We start from the raw sequence: 15,784 nt of genomic DNA, 5'->3' as shown, positions 1-15,784 counted from the left end.
CCGGCCCGCGCTGGCGTGCTACGAACTCAGAACAGGGCGCTGGCCAGAGCCCGACGCGCCGAGGCGACCGCCGGATCGTCCGGGCCGGCAATGGAGAAGAGCGAGACCAGGTGCTGGCGAACCGTCTCACGGTCCTCACCGGCGGTGCGACGGACCAGACCGACGAGCCGCGCGTACGCCTGCTCGGCCAGGCCGCTGAGCACCTCGATGTCGGCGGCCAGCAGCTGGGCGGCGACATCGTCGGGGGCGCTCTCGGCGGCGGCCAGCGCGGTGGACGGGTCGGCGCCGGCCACCCGGCGGGCCACCCCGACCTGGGCCAGCCCCGCCGTGGCCGCGGCGTCCGCCGGGGCGTCGGCGAGGATTTTCCGGTACGCCTGCTCGGCGGCGTCCAGATCGCCGCTCATCAGCGCGTCGTCCGCCTCGTCGAGGCGGGGGTCCTCCGGCTCGGCGACAGACACGCCGCCGGCCTTGAGCACGGCCTGGATCCACTGCCGCAGCTGCGCCTCGGGCACCACTCCGGAGAAGGCGTCGACCGGCTGGCCGCCGACGACCGCGTAGACCATGGGGATGCCCTGCACCCGGAACATCTGGGCGATTCGGGGATTTTCCTGCACGTCGACCCGGGCCAGCACCCAGGTGCCGCCGCCCTCGGCGTTCAGCCGCTCCAGGACCGGGGCGAACTCGTCGCTCTCCGGGAAGCCGGCCGCGCCGAAGAACACGACGACGGGCGTGACCATCGAGCGTTCGAGCACGTCGGACTGGATGGTCGCCTCGGTGACATCCACGATGGCGGTGTCACCGTCGGCGGTGGGCGCGCCGGGTGCGCCGTTGGACGGGCCGCCCTGCGGGGGCGTGCCGGGGCGGGTACTTGCTGGTGCGGGGCCACGCAGCGTGCTGAGGTCGACCGCGCCGCGGGTGAAGATCGACGAGGTGATCCGTGGGTCGCTCATGGTTACCTAGTCTCGCACGTGAGCCCCCGATCTCAGCTCACCCGCAACCCCGACGTTGCAACTCTCACGCCCCGCCCACACCCCCCCCGCGATCTTGCACATCCTGTCGCCGGTACGCCGCATTCATGCCTTATGTCGGCGCAGAGACCGCAAGATCGACGGGGGTGGGGGTGGCGGTTAGAAGCGGGCTGGCTCCCGGTAGGTGCCCCACTCGGCGCGCAGGGCGTCGCAGATCTCGCCCAGGGTCGCTTCGGCGCGGACCGCGTCGAGCATGGCGGGGATCATGTTCTCGTCGGTGTGGCTCGCCTCGATCATCCGGGTCACCGCCGCGCGGACCGCCGACTCGTCCCGCGCGCCCTTGCGCTCGGCGAGCACCCGGCGCTGCTCCAGCTCCACCTCGTGCGAGATGCGCAGGATCTCCAGCTCCTTGGCGACCGTGCCGGTGTGGCAGTTGACCCCGACGATCTTCTTGTCGCCCTTCTCGAGGGCCTGCTGGTAGACGAAGGCCGACTCGGCGATGTGCCCGGTGAACCAGCCGTCCTCGATACCGCGCAGGATGCCCGAGGTCATCGGGCCGATCTGGTGTGGCCCGTCCCCACCGAGCTGCCGGATCCGGGTGAAGATCTCCTCCGCCTCGGCCTCGATCTTGTCGGTCAGCGCCTCGACGTACCAGGAGCCGCCGAGCGGGTCGGCCACGTTGACCACACCGGTCTCCTCCATCAACACCTGCTGGGTACGCAGGGCGATCTCGGCAGACTCGTCGGTGGGCAGCGCCAGGGTCTCGTCCAGCGCGTTGGTGTGCAGCGAGTTGGTGCCGCCGAGCACCGCCGCGAGAGCCTCGACGGCGGTCCGTACGACGTTGTTGACCGGCTGCTGCGCGGTCAGCGACACCCCGGCGGTCTGCGTGTGGAACCGCAGCCACAGGGCCTTCTCGCTGGTGGCGCCGTAGACGTCGCGCAGCCAGCGGGCCCAGATCCGGCGGGCGGCACGGAACTTGGCGATCTCCTCGAAGAAGTCGAGGTGCGAGTCGAAGAAGAAGCTCAAGCCCGGCGCGAAGACGTTCACGTCCAGCCCACGCGAGAGACCCAGCTCGACGTAGCCGAAGCCGTCCGCCAGGGTGTACGCCAGCTCCTGCGCAGCGGTCGAGCCGGCCTCACGGATGTGGTAGCCGGAGACCGACAGCGGCTTGTAGCGCGGGATCTCCCGGGCGCAGTACTCCATCAGGTCGCCGATCAGGCGCAGGTGCGGCTCCGGGTCGAAGAGCCACTCCTTCTGCGCGATGTACTCCTTGAAGATGTCCGTCTGCAGGGTGCCGTCCAGCTTGGACAGGTCGGCGCCCTGCCGCTCGGCGGCGACCAGGTACATGCAGAACACGGGCACGGCCGGGCCGGAGATGGTCATCGAGGTGGTGACGCCGGCCAGGTCGATGCCGTCGAAGAGCGCCTGCATGTCGGTGGCGGTGTCGATGGCCACGCCGCAGTGGCCGACCTCGCCGAGCGCCTGCGGGTCGTCCGAGTCGCGACCCATCAGTGTCGGCATGTCGAACGCCACCGAGAGCCCGCCGCCGCCGGCGCCGAGGATCATCTTGTAACGCTCGTTGGTCTGCTGGGCGTTGCCGAAGCCGGCGAACTGCCGGATCGTCCAGGTCCGCCCGCGGTAGCCGGTCGGATACAAACCGCGGGTGTACGGATACTCGCCCGGCCAACCAATCCGTTCGAAGCCCGGATAGGTGGCGCCTTCCGGCGGCCCGTACACCGGCTCCACCGTCATACCGGAGAGTGTGGTGAAGTCCGCGTCCCGCTTGCGCGCGGCGTCGTACCGGGCCTGCCAGCGCGCCCGTCCGGCGTCGATCTCGTCGGCGTCCATGAGCAGGGCTCCTCCTCGGGTCCTCGACTGCACGTCGAGTGTAAGGCCCCTACCTGAACGATCGCTAAGTCAGCCCGTACCCACGGGTAACGTGAGCTGACCGGCGTCGACCCCTCAGACCGCTGCCGCGCCCGGCTGGTTCAGCTCGATGTCGTCCACCGTGACGTTGACCTGGGTGACCGTCAGGCCGTAATTTTCCACCGCCTCGATCACCCCGGCCCGCACCGCCTCGGTCACGTCGGCCACCACGTGCCCGGCGTCGATCACCAGGACCACGTTGATGACGGCCGCGCTGCCCTTCACGTCGGCCGAGACGCCCCGGCGAGCATCGCCAACAGTGTCCAGGCCGACCTTGTCCAGCACGCTGTTGAAGAACCGGGCCACGTCACCGCCGAGATCGGCGACACCGGGCACCGCGCGAGCGGCCGCACCGGCGATCTTCTCCACGACCTCGTCGGAAACCGACGTGACACCCCGGGCCGCGCCCGTGGCGGGCTGCACTGCGCCGGCGTTCTCCACCGCGTCCGTCATGATCACATCTCCCCTGGTCCCGGTGCACTGTGGACCGACCGGCTCGTCAGCCCGCTTCGCGGAAGCCTCACGTGCGGCCACGCGCGGCGAGCCTACTAAAACCAGAGCGACCTTCGCTTGCGGGCGTAAGGCGCGCTGCGCCGGCCGCACCAGCGACGACGTCCGTCCGTACCGGACAGTCCCGGCCCGGCTCGTCCAGGTCGATGCGCCGGTCGGCGGAACGCCGGGTCAGCGCGCGAGCTGGGCGAGCAACTCGTCAGCCGCCGTGTACGGGTCGGTGGCGCCCTCGGCAACCGTGGTGGCGAGCGTGGCCAACTCCGTACCGTCGCGCAGTGAGCCGATCCGGGCACGGAGGATGCCGAGCGCGATCGCCTCGATCTCGGCGGCGGCCCGCGCCTCCTGGCGGCGGCGCAGCTCGCCGTGCTCGACCAGCCAGCCCCGGTGCTTGTCGATGGCGGCGGCGATGTCGTCGATGCCCTCGCCGCGCGCGGCGACCGACCGGACCACCTGGGGCCGCCACTGCCCCGGCCCGCGCTCACCGAGCGCGATCATGCCCTGGATGTCACGGACTGTGGCGTCGACGCCGTCGCGGTCCGCCTTGTTGACCACGAACACGTCGGCGATCTCCAGGATGCCGGCCTTGACCGCCTGGATCGCGTCGCCCATCCCGGGCGCGAGCAGCACCAGCGTCGTGTCGGCGAGCGAGGCGACCTCCACCTCGGCCTGCCCGACGCCGACCGTCTCCACCAGCACCACGTCGCAGCCGGCGCCCTCCAGCACCCGGACCGCCTGCGGCGTCGCCGCGGCCAGCCCGCCGAGGTGCCCCCGGCTGGACATCGACCGGATGTAGACGCCCGGATCGGTGGCGTGGTCCTGCATCCGCACCCGGTCACCGAGGATCGCTCCGCCGGTGAACGGGCTGGACGGGTCGACCGCCAACACGCCCACCCGGTGCCCGCGCGCCCGCAGCGCGCGGACGAGCTCGTTCGTGGTGGTCGACTTGCCCACCCCGGGTGAACCGGTCAGCCCGACCACCTGGGCCTGCCCCGCGTACGGCGCCAGCGCCGCGGCGATCGCCGGCAACAGCGCGTCACCGTTCTCCACCAACGTGATCAGCCGGGCCACCGCGCGGGGGTCGCCCGTGCGGGCCCGCTCGACCAGCAGCGGTACGTCCCGGCTGCGGCGCACCGACGTGGTGCCCGCTGCCGGGACGTGCTCAGCCTCGCTCACTGGCTGGCCGCGGCCTTGCCCGGCACGTGGATGATCAGCGCGTCGCCCTGGCCACCGCCGCCACAGAGCGCGGCCGCGCCGGTGCCACCGCCGCGCCGCTTCAGCTCCAGGGCGAGGGTGAGTACGAGGCGCGCGCCGGACATGCCGATCGGGTGACCCAGCGCGATCGCGCCGCCGTTGACGTTGACCTTGTCCGGGCTGATCCCGAGGTCCCGGGTGGACTGGACACCGACCTGCGCGAACGCCTCGTTGATCTCGATGAGGTCCAGGTCCGCGACGCTCAGGCCGCCCTTCTTCAGGGCGTGGTTGATCGCGTTGGACGGCTGCGAGTGCAGGGAGTTGTCCGGGCCGGCCACGTTGCCGTGCGCACCGATCTCGGCCAGCCAGGTCAGGCCCAGCTCCTTCGCCTTGGCCTTGCTCATCACGAGCACCGCGGCGGCGCCGTCGGAGATCGGCGACGAGCTGCCGGCGGTGATGGTGCCGTCCTTGGCGAAGGCGGGGCGCAGCTTGGCCAGCGACTCGACAGTGGTGTCCGGGCGGATGCCCTCGTCCTCGGTGATCACCAGCGGGTCACCCTTGCGCTGCGGGATGACCACCGGGGCGATCTCGTCGGCGAAGTGGCCGTTCTTCTGCGCGGCGGCGGCCCGCTGGTGGCTGGCGGCGGCGAAGGCGTCCTGCTCCGTGCGGGAGATGCCGTGCTTGGCACCGAGCCGCTCGGTCGACTCACCCATCGAGCAGCAGTCCCAGGCGTCACTGAGCCCGTCGTGCGCCATGTGGTCCTTGACCACCACGTCGCCGTACTTGTAGCCGGTGCGCTGACCCATCAGCAGGTGCGGGGCGTTGGTCATCGACTCCATGCCGCCGGCCACCACGATGTCGAACTCGCCGGCGCGGATCAGCTGGTCGGCCAGGGCGATCGCGTCCAGGCCGGAGAGGCAGACCTTGTTGATGGTCAGCGCCGGCACTGACATCGGCACGCCGGCCTCGACCGCCGCCTGCCGAGCCGGGATCTGACCGGTGCCGGCCTGCAACACCTGCCCCATGATCACGTACTGGACCTGGTCCGGGCTGACGCCGGCACGCTCCAGCGCCGCCTTGATGGCGATCCCGCCGAGCTTCGTGGCCGGGAGGTCCTTGAGGTTGCCCAGCAGCCGGCCCATCGGGGTCCGCGCGCCGCTGACGATCACCGAAGCCATGCCTGCCTCCGAGGGGGTGCCGAGCTGTACGCCTTAACGATTGTTCGGTCAGACTAGCGCCATGGCAGAGAACTCCCCCGTCGAGCCCGGTGCGGACTACGTCACAGACATCGGACTTCGCAAGATTGACCACGTCGGGATCGCCGTGGCCGACCTGGACGCCGCTATCGACTTTTACCAGCGGACGTTCGGGATGCGCTGCGTACACGTGGAGACCAACACCGAGCAGGGCGTTCGAGAAGCGATGCTGGCCGTCGGGCCGACCACCGAGGGTGGCTGCCTGCAGCTGCTCGCCCCACTCACCCCGGAGTCGACGATCGCGAAGTTCCTGGACCGCAACGGGCCGGGCGTGCAGCAGGTCGCGTACACCGTGGTGGACATCGACGCGGCCTGCGCGGCGCTGCGCGAGCGCGGCATGCGCCTCCTCTACGACGCTCCGAGGCGTGGCACCGCGGACAGCCGGATCAACTTCGTCCACCCCAAGGACGCCGGCGGCGTCCTCGTCGAACTGGTCCAACCCGCCCCCACCCCCCACTAACCCCCCGCCCGCCCCCTGCCCCCACCTCCCGGGTTGATCAAGAGGTTTGCGTCAGCCTGCGCCTCGCGGGTGACCGAAAGCTCTTGATCAACAGGGGTGGCGGCCGTCAGGGTCGGGGTGCGCGCACGTCAGTGCGCGGTTGGCGGGGTGGTTGGACACCTTCACGCATCGGCGGATGCAGTTTTTCACAGAGGACTTCCCGGCCTAGCTACCGTTCAGTAACGTCCGGCCCCACAGGAGCGCGACCGGTGCCGGATGTGTCGAATGCCGACATGGCGGTCGTGCCCACCGGCGCCGACGATGGCAGCACCCGGGCCCGTGCGGGTGCGGATGAACCGGAGGTCACCGTGCAGGACATCCTCGAAGCGATCATGGCGGCGGAGGAATCGAACGATCCGGACCGCGAACTCGCCGGCCTCGCCGGGCTGCCCGTACCAAAGAGCTACCGGGGCGTGGTGGTCCGCGCCGAGGAAGCCCGGATGTTCGACGGCATGGCCACCCGGGACAAGGACCCGCGCAAGGCGCTGCACGTGCAGGAGGTGCCGACGCCGGAGCTGGCGCCGGGCGAGGCTCTGATCGCGGTGATGGCCAGCGCGATCAACTACAACACCGTGTGGACCAGCATCTTCGAGCCGGTGTCCACCTTCAAGTTCCTCCAGCGCTACGGCCGGGTCTCCGAGCTGACCCGCCGGCACGACCTGCCCTACCACGTGGTCGGCTCGGACGCGGCGGGCGTGGTGCTGCGCACCGGCCCGGGGGTGACCCGCTGGGCCCCCGGCGACGAGGTGGTCGCGCACTGCCTCTCCGTCGAGTTGGAGGACGCGGCCGGGCACGACGACACCATGCTCGACCCGCAGCAGCGGATCTGGGGCTTCGAGACCAACTTCGGCGGGCTGGCCGAGCTGGCGGTGGTCAAGGCCAACCAGCTGATGCCCAAGCCGCGGCACCTGAGCTGGGAGGAGGCGGCCAGCCCCGGGCTGGTCAACTCCACCGCGTACCGACAGCTCGTCTCCCACCACGGCGCCAACATGAAGCAGGGCGACGTGGTGCTGATCTGGGGCGCGTCCGGCGGCCTCGGCGGATACGCCACCCAGATGGCACTCAACGGCGGCGCGATCCCGGTCTGCGTGGTGTCCTCACCGGAGAAGGCCGAGCTGTGCCGCCGGATGGGCGCGGATCTGGTCATCGACCGGGCCGCTGAGGGCTTCCGCTTCTGGAAGGACGAGGAGACCCAGGACCCGGACGAGTGGCGGCGCTTCGGCGAACGGATCCGCGAGCTGACCAGTGGCGAGGACCCGGACATCGTGTTCGAGCACCCGGGTCGGGAGACGTTCGGCGCCAGCGTCTACGTGGCCCGGCGCGGTGGGACCATCGTCACCTGCGCCTCCACGAGCGGCTTCCTGCACCAGTACGACAACCGCTACCTGTGGATGCACCTCAAGCGGATCGTCGGCAGCCACTTCGCCAACTACCACGAGGCGTGGCAGGCCAACCGCCTCGTCGCGCTCGGCAAGGTGCACCCGACGGTGTCCCGCACCTACCCGCTGGAGCAGACCGGCCAGGCCGCGTACGAGGTGCACCGCAACGCCCACCAGGGCAAGGTCGGCGTGCGCTGCCTCGCACCCACCGACGGGCTGGGCGTACGCGACGGAGAGTTGCGGGCCCGGCACGAGGACGCGATCAACCGGTTCCGGGGTCACTGACCGGCACCGCCGGTTGCCGGGTCCCGACCGGACGGTGGAACGCCGGTTGACCATTGCGCTGATCGCTCATTGTTCTTCCGCCCCCATTAGCGGATAAGCCACCCGGATCGAACAAAGGGCCTCGGGGTAACCCCGGGGCCCTTTTCCGCGTCACGCTGCGTGGCGTCCGACCCGCCGGGACCTGCCAAGATCGCCGATTGGTCCGACCTCGCCGATCGTGGGAGTTGACCATGTAATGAGGGCACGAAAGCTTCGCACCGCTCTTGCGAAGCACCCTGGGGCGTCTGCCAGTATGTCCCAATGCCCCAGCAGCAGTCCTCCCCTCTCGCGTTCTTCGATAACGCGAACTCGCAGCCAGATTTCACCGTTGGCCTGCGCGGCTACAACACCCATCAGGTCGACGACTTCCTCGGCCGGATGACCGCCGCGCTGACCCAGTCCGAGCAGGCCCGTGCCGAGGCCGAGCAGCGGATGAACGACGCCCAGCGTCGGCTCCGCCAGGCCGAGCAGCGCATGAGTGCGCTGGAGCAGAAGCTCACCGACACGAACAAGCAGCTCGAAGAGAACAGCCGGCCCACCCTCTCCGGGCTCGGCACGCGCGTCGAGCAGATCCTCCGGCTCGCCGAGGAGCAGGCCAACGACCACCGCAACGAGGCCAAGCGCGAGTCGGAGGGCATCCTCTCCGCCGCCCGCCTCGAGGCCCGCGAGATCACCGACAAGGCCCGTGCCGAGGCCGCCGCCATGAAGGCGAGCGCCGAGCGCGACGCGGGCAACCTGCGCACGGTCGCCGAGCGCGAGGCCGCCGAGGCCCGGGTGCAGGCCCGCCGCGAGGCCGACACGCTGCGCGCCGACGCCGACCGGGAGACCAAGCAGCTGCGTACGGTCACCGCGCACGAGGTGGCCGAGCTGAAGTCGACAGTCGAGCGGGAGGTCGCCACCCTGCGGGCCACCGCCGAGCGCGAGATCACCCAGCAACGGGCGAAGGCCGCCCGCGAGGCTGAGGAGAAGCGCGCCGAGGCGACCAAGCTGCTCACCGACGCGCGGGACAAGCGCGACAAGGACCTGCAGGCCCTGGAGCTCCAGCTGGCCGAGCGTCGAGAGAAGGCCGAGCGCGAGGAGTCCGAGCGGCACTCCGCCCAGGTCGCGCAGACCCAGAAGATGGTCAGCGAGGCCGAGCAGCGTGCCCGGGCCGCGCAGGAGCGGGCCAAGGAGATTGAGCAGCGCGCCGAGGCGCGGCGGGTCGAGTCGGAGCGCAACGCCGCCGAGACGGTCGACAAGGCCAAGGCGCATTCGGAGAAGACCCTCAACGAGGCGAAGGCCGAGTCGCAGCGTCTGCTCACCGAGGCTCGCACCGAGGCGGAGCTGACCACGCAGGCCGCCCGCCGCGAGGTCGAGGACCTCACCCGGCAGAAGGACGCTGTCACCTCGCAGCTGGGTCAGATGCTCTCCGGGCTCGCCGGCATCGTTCCGGGAATGCCGGCGCAGGCCGCTCCGGCTGCCAAGCCGGAAGCCAAGAAGAACGAGGGCGGTCAGGAGCGGGTGCCCGCGGAGACCGCCGGCTGACGCGAGGCGTCAGGTCGGGGCATCGACGGCGCGAGGTGACACCGGGTAACCGGTGCCACCTCGCGCCGTATGCGTTTCCTAACCCCTGGTATTCGCTGACCGCAACGGAGTGAAGTAGCTCCCACAAGGGCCGTCCGTATCGCCCCAGCAGGGCCCGATGCGTGTGAGGATGGGGGCATGTCGCACGGCGAGGAACTGTTCGCGCTCGGCGGGGACGTGACGACGGAGCCCAGCTTCGAGTCCGCTCTGCGGGGGTACGAGAAGAAGCAGGTCGACCGTTATGTCGCACGTGCTGAGCACGAGATCGCGACCCTCGCTTCCGAACGGGAACAGGCGTACACACAGATCCACAAGCTCGCCGGCCAGGTCGAGGTTCTCCAGCGCGACCTGACCCAGGTGCGCAAGCAGATGAACGTGGTCGACCGGGCGTCGTTCCGGCACCTCGGCCCGCGGGTCGAGTCGATCCTCACGCTCGCCGAGGAGCAGGCCGAGCAGATTCTCACCGATGCGAACGGGGAGATCGAGGCCCGTCGTGCTGCGGCCGAGCACATCATCGAGGAGGCCCGCGAGCAGGCCGCGCGGGCTCTGAAGGACTTCGAGATCGCCCTCGCCGCCCGACGTGCGGAGGAGGAGCGGCACAGCGCCGCCCAGCGTGCCGAGGCGGACGCGACCCTGCGGTCGGCCAAGGACGAGTCGGCGCAGTTGCGCAAGGCCGCGCAGGACGCGCTGGCGAAGGCCCAGCAGGAGGCCACCCAGCTGCGGGATTCCGCCAAGGAGATCCACACCCGGGCCCAGCAGGAGGCCACCAAGCTGCGCGAGACGGCCCGCGAGACGCTGGTTAACGCCCGGCAGGAGGCCAGTGATCTGCGCGACGCCGCCAAGGAGGTGCACGCCAAGGCGCTCCAGGAGGCCAAGCGGCTCACCGACACGGCGACCGAGGCCGGTCGGGCCACCCACGCCAAGGTGCAGCAGGAGGCCAAGCAGATCATCGACGATGCGTCGATGGCCGGTCGGGCCACCCGTGCCAAGGCGCAGCAGGAGGCCGAGCGGCTGACGACGCAGGCCACCGAGTCGGCGAAGCGCAGCCGGGCCGAGACCGAGGCGTACGTGCAGCGGATGCGCACCGAGACCGAGGCGTACGTGCAGCACACTCGGGCGCAGACCCAGCAGGAGCTGGGCGCGTGGCGGGCCGGGGTGGAGCAGGAGGTCAACTCCCGTCGGGAGGCGGCCGACCGGGAGTTGGCGCAGCGACGGTCCGCGGCCGAGCAGGAGTTCGCCAAGCGCCGCGACGAGCTGGACAAGCAGCACGCGGCACGCCAGCAGGAGCTGGAGGCCGGGTTCGCCAGCCGTCAGCAGGAGCTGGACAGCGGGTTCACCACTCGCCGGGACGAGCTGGAGACCGAATACACGACGCGCAAGGACGAGCTGGAGACCACGTACACCGCTCGTAAGAACGAGATCGAGCAGGGCGCGGCCGGCGTGCTCCAGGCGGCCGAGCAGGACGCGGCGGCGCTACGTCAGCGGTCCGAGGCGGAGGCCGCCGAGCTGTTGAGCCGGGCCGAGACCGAGGCCGGCGACAAGCGCCGCAAGGCCGACGAGCACGTCGCGGCGTCCCGACGGCAGTTCGAGGAGTACGCGGCCACCACGCAGCAGCACCTGGCCACCACCCAGCAGCACCTGGCGGCGACCCAGCAGGAGTCGGCGGCGGGCCGGCAGCAGTTGGCCCAGGTGATGTTGGAGATCGCCCAGGCCCAGCAGCAGCTAGCGGATCTGCGGCAGGAGACCTGGAAGGCCCGGCAGGAGTCCGACGAGCTTCAGCGTCAGATGTCCGAGCTGCGGTTGCAGAGTGTCGCGGGCCCGATCGACGGCCCGACCGCGCCGGCCGGCGAGGACGGGGCGAGCGGAGGCGTGCCCACAGGTGGGGACGACGGGGTGAGCGTTGCCGCCGGGTCGGGTGCGGGCACCGGGCTGAAGACCGAGCCCACCGACACCAGGCAGCCGGTGAACGCGGGCGCGGAGGAGTCCGGGCAGTCCACGACGCGGCCGGTGGCCGAGCCGGTGACCACTGTGGACGGTGGCACGGCGAGCGCCGGCGTGGACGGGGAGCCGACAGTGGCCGCCGTTCCGGGCGAGGGTGGCCGGGGCGCCAAGCCCACCAAGATCACTAGCACCGGTGAGAACGGCAAGCGACCCACCAAGCCGACCACCGACGAGCGCAGCGCCAAGCCCAGCAAGGTCACCATCGAGAAGGAGTGACGGGCACCCGCCCGTCGTAGCTTCGAAATCTTGGACACTTTCCGTCAGCGGCTGACGGAAAGTGTCCAAGATTAATTTTTTTGCCGGACGGCGCAGAGGCGGGGTGGGGGTCCAGCCGGCTGCGATGAGGGCACGGCGGACGGTCTCGGCGACCTCGACCTGCACCCGCCACTCCCGCCAGTACGCGTCCAGCCACCGGTTTCTGCCGGCCGCGTCGACCCGGTGTTCCTGAAGGTCGGGGGCGGCAGCCGGTGTCGGCGGCACAGCCGCAGGAAGTCGATCTCGGAGAGCGCCTGCGCACCCCCAGCGATGTCGCTGATGGTCTGCCCGATCAGCCGCCGACGGGGAGCCCGAGGGAGAACGTCGAGCACCGCCTGCAACTCCTCGGGCAGCACCCGGCGTTGCTGGCAACCGGCGGCCAGCACCGACTGCGCCTCGTCCACGCCGGCCGCCCAGCCCGCCGCGTCCACCAGGGCACGCGCCGTCGTGGTACGCGGTGGGCGGGCACGTTGAAGATGGGCCTCTGGGAGGGCCGTCGCGCGGTGGACCAGGACGGCGGGCATGTCGATCGGAAGTCGACGCAGGGTGGTCCGCGCGGCACGGCGGGCTGCCGGCACCAGCACGTGCAGCGGCTCGCGTCGCAGTCCCCGTACCCCGGCTTCGGCGGCGGCGGACACCCCGGCCAGCACCGCCCCCGGCCCGGCCGCCAGCACCGCCGCCCAGAACTGTTGATCGCGGGTGAGTCGACCGTTGCCGGCCAGCAGGATCCCGCGGCAGATCGACCGCCACCGACCGGAGCGAATCCGGCCCCGCACCACCCCCTCGCTGAGCAACCCGGCGACCTGCGCGGTCGTCAGCACGCCCGCCTGCTCGAAGGCGAGCCAGTCGAGTGCGTCGGCGTCATCGGCGGGCAGCATCCGAACAGCTTTCGCCGTTGCGCGCCGCCTCGCCACCAGATCTTGGACAGTTTCCGTTACGGCCTAACGGAATCTGTCCAAGATCTGCGGGCAGGTCTAGGCGACGTCCGGGGGTGGATCGATCATCGGGCGACGGAACGGGCCCCACGCCACGAAGCGTTCGAACAACTCCCTGGGCGCCGGGCCGTCGTAGGGATTGAGCTGGTACAGGTCGTGCGCCGCCTCGTGGTAGAGCCCGGCGAGGTAGATCGTCAGCGCGGCCGGGTCCTCGTCGAACTCCGCCTTGAGCAGCAGCCGGGCGTCCGCGCAGGGCCACGGCTGGCCGTCGGCCCGGCAGCACCACATGGGCCGCAGCGGTGTGTGCGGCGTCCGCGCGCCGCAAGGTCGGGGAAACACTGGGTACGGCCCGAGCCGTGGCTGCGGCAGCCCCGACGTCGGGGTACCTGCCCTCCCGCCTGAGCCGGAGCCCGGCGGGGTGCAGCCGGCCGACGACCGCGACGCCAAGGTGACGGTGGCGGACAGCGATCGGCCGACGGGGCGAGACGTGGGCATGGGGTCATCTCCTCGACTGTGGCGCGGACGCGCCGCCGTCCAACGACGGCCCGCGCGATGGGCCGGAAGCGGGCTGGCCACAGGTGACGCGCAGCCGTACCCATCCGGTACGTGACAGTCTGCTGAGAACACCGTTACGGTCGGAAGGCGTCACGGTGCCTGGCGGCGGGACTGCGTCGACGGCGCGATCCGCCGGGGCCTCTGGTGGAGACGACCCCCGACCTGCGGAGGCACTGTGGAAGGCGACGCCGCGCCGACGGCCGACATGATCCGCGCGCAACTGCGCCGGCTAAGGATCGCCGCCGGGATGAGCCAGGAGGACTTCGGCCGGCTGGTGCACTACTCCGGCTCGATGGTCTCCGCGCTGGAGCTGGGCCAACGCCCACTGGACCGGCTCTTCCTGGCCCGCGCCGACGAGGTGCTGACCACCGGCGGTCTGCTCGTCTACCTGCTGAAGCTCGCCGAGCGGGACGGCCAGCCGAGCTGGTTCCGGCCCTGGCTGGACGCCGAGCGCACCGCCCGCCAACTGCGCTGCTTTCAGCCTTCGCTGATCCCCGGGCTGCTCCAGACCGAAAACTACGCCCGCGCGGTGATCCGCTGCGACGACCTGCTCAGCGACGACGAGGTGGAACGCCGAGTCCACGCCCGCCTGGACCGTCAGTCGCTGCTGGTGCAGCCGGAGCCGCCGCAGTTCGTCGCGGTCGTCGACGAGTTGGTGCTGCGGCGTGCCGGCGAGGAGGTCCGCGGGTTGATGGTCGAGCAGATCACCCACCTCGTCGCCAGCCTGGAGCGACCGCACGTCAGCCTGCATGTCGTTCCGGCCGAGGCCGGGCTGCACGTCGGCCTCTCCGGACCGTTCAATCTGGCTCGCGGTGCCGACGGTGGTTGGGTGGGGCACATGGAGCATCAGATTGACGGTCTCGTGGTCGATGGCGACCATGAGGTGGCTACGCTGCTGGCGCGCTGGGAGATGATCAGAAACAGAGCGTTGCCCCGCCGCCAGTCGATCGAGCTGATGAAGGAAGTTGTGACCTCATGGACCTGACCGGGGCGCTCTGGCGCACGTCCAGCCGTAGCGGCAACGGAGAGTGCGTCGAGGTGGCGGACAATCTGCCTGGGGCCGTGGGGGTGCGGGACAGCAAGGACCCGACCGGTCCGGTGCTGGTGTTCGCGCCTGCCGCATGGCGGGCGTTCGTGGCCGTCGCCCGTCAGCCGACGGCCTGAGCCGGGAGGTCCCTGGTGCCACAGCACGACCCGTCCGGCGACGAGCCGAACGTGACCCCCGGTCCCCCGCCAGCCGAGAACCCGCAGCCGGCGGAGACGTCACAGCCGGCAGAGACCCCACCGCCGGTACCGGTCCCCGCCCCGGGGATCGACCCGGACGAGCCTCCGGCGGTCCCGTCCGGAAAGTTCGGCACACCGGGGCGGCCACTGCGCCGCAGCAGCTTCCTGATCGGCTTCACCGGTGCGCTGGGCGTGCTGCTGGCGTACACCCTCTATCTGGGGATTCGCAATGCCGGCGGCATCCTCGTGCTGGTGGTGATCGCGCTCTTCCTCGCTGTCGGCCTCAACCCGGCGGTGGTCCGACTGGGCCGCTGGGGTGTGCCGCACGGCCTTGCGGTGACGGCGGTCGCCCTCACTGTGGTGCTGCTGCTCTGCGGCGGCATCGTGGCGCTGGTCCCACCGATCGTCACCCAGTCGGGGCAGTTCCTCGACCAGATCCCGAGCCTGCTCGACGAGTTGCGCCGCAACCCGACGGTCAATGACCTGGTGGAGCGGTACGACGTGGTGGAGCGGGTGCAGGGCGCGGCCAACGCGGAGACTGTCGGACGGGCGCTCGGCGGGGTGCTGGGCGGCGCACAACTGATCTTCGGCACGGTGTTTCGGACGCTGACCGTGCTGGTGCTGACCATCTACTTCCTGGCCTACTTCGACAAGCTGCGCTCGTTGGGCTACTCGTTGGTGCCCCGGTCGCGCCGGCAGCGGGTGCAGTTGATCGGTGACGAAATATTGGCAAAGGTTGGCGCCTACATGGTCGGCGCGCTGAGCATCGCGGTGCTGGCCGGCGCGACCACCTTTGTCTTCGCGCTGATCGTCGACCTGCCGTACCCGTTCGCGCTGGCAGTGGTGGTCGCGGTGACCGACCTGATCCCGCAGATCGGCGCCACCCTGGGCGCGGTGATCGTGAGCCTGGTCGGCTTCGCCGCCGACCTGCCCACCGGCATCGCCTGCGCGGTCTTCTTCCTGATCTACCAGCAGGTGGAGAACTACCTCATCTACCCGAAGGTGATGCGGCGTTCGGTGGAGGTCAACGAGGTGGCCGCCCTGCTGGCCGCGCTGCTCGGGGTGGCTCTGCTGGGCGTGGTGGGCGCGCTGATCGCCATCCCCACGGTGGCCGCGCTGCAACTGATCCTGCGCGAGGTGGTGCTGCCCCGCCAGGAACGCCGCTGAGCGTCAGCCGGCCGGACCGGCGGTCAGGCCG

Annotated in this window: 14 protein-coding genes; 7 read left to right on the top strand and 7 right to left on the bottom strand. The window is 70.9% G+C overall.

What is annotated here, in order from left to right:
- Positions 1 to 26: 26 nt before the first annotated feature.
- From ACLJOK_RS31315 to ACLJOK_RS31295, 5 genes are all read right to left on the bottom strand, one after another.
- Positions 27 to 950 (bottom strand): tetratricopeptide repeat protein, encoded by a 924-nt coding sequence (locus tag ACLJOK_RS31315; RefSeq protein ID WP_410822084.1) that lies wholly within the window; start codon positions 948 to 950, stop codon positions 27 to 29.
- Between the two features lie 177 nt (positions 951 to 1,127).
- Positions 1,128 to 2,816 carry a methylmalonyl-CoA mutase gene (locus ACLJOK_RS31310; protein WP_410822083.1) on the bottom strand — a complete coding sequence of 563 codons (1,689 nt, stop codon included), beginning with the start codon at positions 2,814 to 2,816 and terminating at the stop codon, positions 1,128 to 1,130.
- 114 nt (positions 2,817 to 2,930) lie between these two features.
- Complete coding sequence (locus tag ACLJOK_RS31305; protein WP_410822082.1) at positions 2,931 to 3,347, bottom strand: Asp23/Gls24 family envelope stress response protein; 417 nt, start codon at positions 3,345 to 3,347, stop codon at positions 2,931 to 2,933.
- A gap of 228 nt (positions 3,348 to 3,575) precedes the next feature.
- On the bottom strand, positions 3,576 to 4,577 hold the full coding sequence (gene meaB / locus ACLJOK_RS31300; RefSeq protein ID WP_410822081.1) for a methylmalonyl Co-A mutase-associated GTPase MeaB: 1,002 nt from the start codon (positions 4,575 to 4,577) through the stop codon (positions 3,576 to 3,578).
- Positions 4,574 to 5,773 (bottom strand): acetyl-CoA C-acetyltransferase, encoded by a 1,200-nt coding sequence (locus ACLJOK_RS31295; RefSeq protein WP_238677290.1) that lies wholly within the window; start codon positions 5,771 to 5,773, stop codon positions 4,574 to 4,576. Before ACLJOK_RS31295 ends, meaB begins: the two co-directional genes overlap by 4 nt.
- Before the next feature lie 61 nt (positions 5,774 to 5,834).
- Between ACLJOK_RS31295 and mce the strand changes: the two genes are divergently transcribed.
- The 4 genes from mce to ACLJOK_RS31275 all read left to right on the top strand — a co-directional run bounded on the left by mce (position 5,835) and on the right by ACLJOK_RS31275 (position 11,833).
- Positions 5,835 to 6,311 carry a methylmalonyl-CoA epimerase gene (mce, locus tag ACLJOK_RS31290; RefSeq protein WP_410822080.1) on the top strand — a complete coding sequence of 159 codons (477 nt, stop codon included), beginning with the start codon at positions 5,835 to 5,837 and terminating at the stop codon, positions 6,309 to 6,311.
- A 347-nt stretch (positions 6,312 to 6,658) separates the two neighbouring features.
- Positions 6,659 to 8,014 carry a crotonyl-CoA carboxylase/reductase gene (gene ccrA / locus ACLJOK_RS31285; protein ID WP_410822229.1) on the top strand — a complete coding sequence of 452 codons (1,356 nt, stop codon included), beginning with the start codon at positions 6,659 to 6,661 and terminating at the stop codon, positions 8,012 to 8,014.
- 300 nt (positions 8,015 to 8,314) lie between these two features.
- The gene (locus ACLJOK_RS31280; protein ID WP_410822079.1) at positions 8,315 to 9,577 is read left to right on the top strand and encodes a DivIVA domain-containing protein; all 1,263 of its coding nucleotides are present in this window, start codon (positions 8,315 to 8,317) and stop codon (positions 9,575 to 9,577) included.
- A 177-nt stretch (positions 9,578 to 9,754) separates the two neighbouring features.
- Positions 9,755 to 11,833, top strand: a complete 2,079-nt coding sequence (locus ACLJOK_RS31275) for a hypothetical protein (RefSeq protein ID WP_410822078.1) — start codon at positions 9,755 to 9,757, stop codon at positions 11,831 to 11,833.
- Positions 11,834 to 11,904: 71 nt separating this feature from the next.
- On the opposite strand, the gene ACLJOK_RS31270 is transcribed toward ACLJOK_RS31275, so the two are convergent.
- Entirely contained in the window at positions 11,905 to 12,750 is an 846-nt protein-coding gene (locus ACLJOK_RS31270; RefSeq protein ID WP_410822077.1) for a hypothetical protein, read from the bottom strand.
- A 96-nt stretch (positions 12,751 to 12,846) separates the two neighbouring features.
- Entirely contained in the window at positions 12,847 to 13,146 is a 300-nt protein-coding gene (locus ACLJOK_RS31265; RefSeq protein WP_410822076.1) for a hypothetical protein, read from the bottom strand.
- A gap of 421 nt (positions 13,147 to 13,567) precedes the next feature.
- On the opposite strand from ACLJOK_RS31265, the gene ACLJOK_RS31260 reads away from it, so the two are divergent.
- The 3 genes from ACLJOK_RS31260 to ACLJOK_RS31250 are packed head-to-tail and all read left to right on the top strand — an operon-like array spanning position 13,568 to position 15,753.
- Positions 13,568 to 14,347: a helix-turn-helix domain-containing protein gene (locus tag ACLJOK_RS31260; RefSeq protein ID WP_410822228.1), complete on the top strand. Its 780-nt coding sequence runs from the start codon at positions 13,568 to 13,570 to the stop codon at positions 14,345 to 14,347.
- The gene (locus ACLJOK_RS31255; RefSeq protein ID WP_238677294.1) at positions 14,338 to 14,526 is read left to right on the top strand and encodes a DUF397 domain-containing protein; all 189 of its coding nucleotides are present in this window, start codon (positions 14,338 to 14,340) and stop codon (positions 14,524 to 14,526) included. Before ACLJOK_RS31260 ends, ACLJOK_RS31255 begins: the two co-directional genes overlap by 10 nt.
- 15 nt (positions 14,527 to 14,541) lie before the next feature.
- Entirely contained in the window at positions 14,542 to 15,753 is a 1,212-nt protein-coding gene (locus ACLJOK_RS31250; protein ID WP_410822075.1) for an AI-2E family transporter, read from the top strand.
- The last annotated feature ends 31 nt before the right edge of the window (positions 15,754 to 15,784 follow it).

The sequence above is a fragment of the Micromonospora sp. 050-3 genome (genome assembly GCF_046549335.1).
GTDB lineage: Bacteria > Actinomycetota > Actinomycetes > Mycobacteriales > Micromonosporaceae > Micromonospora > Micromonospora trifolii.
This window is presented reverse-complemented; position numbering and strand designations above follow the sequence as displayed.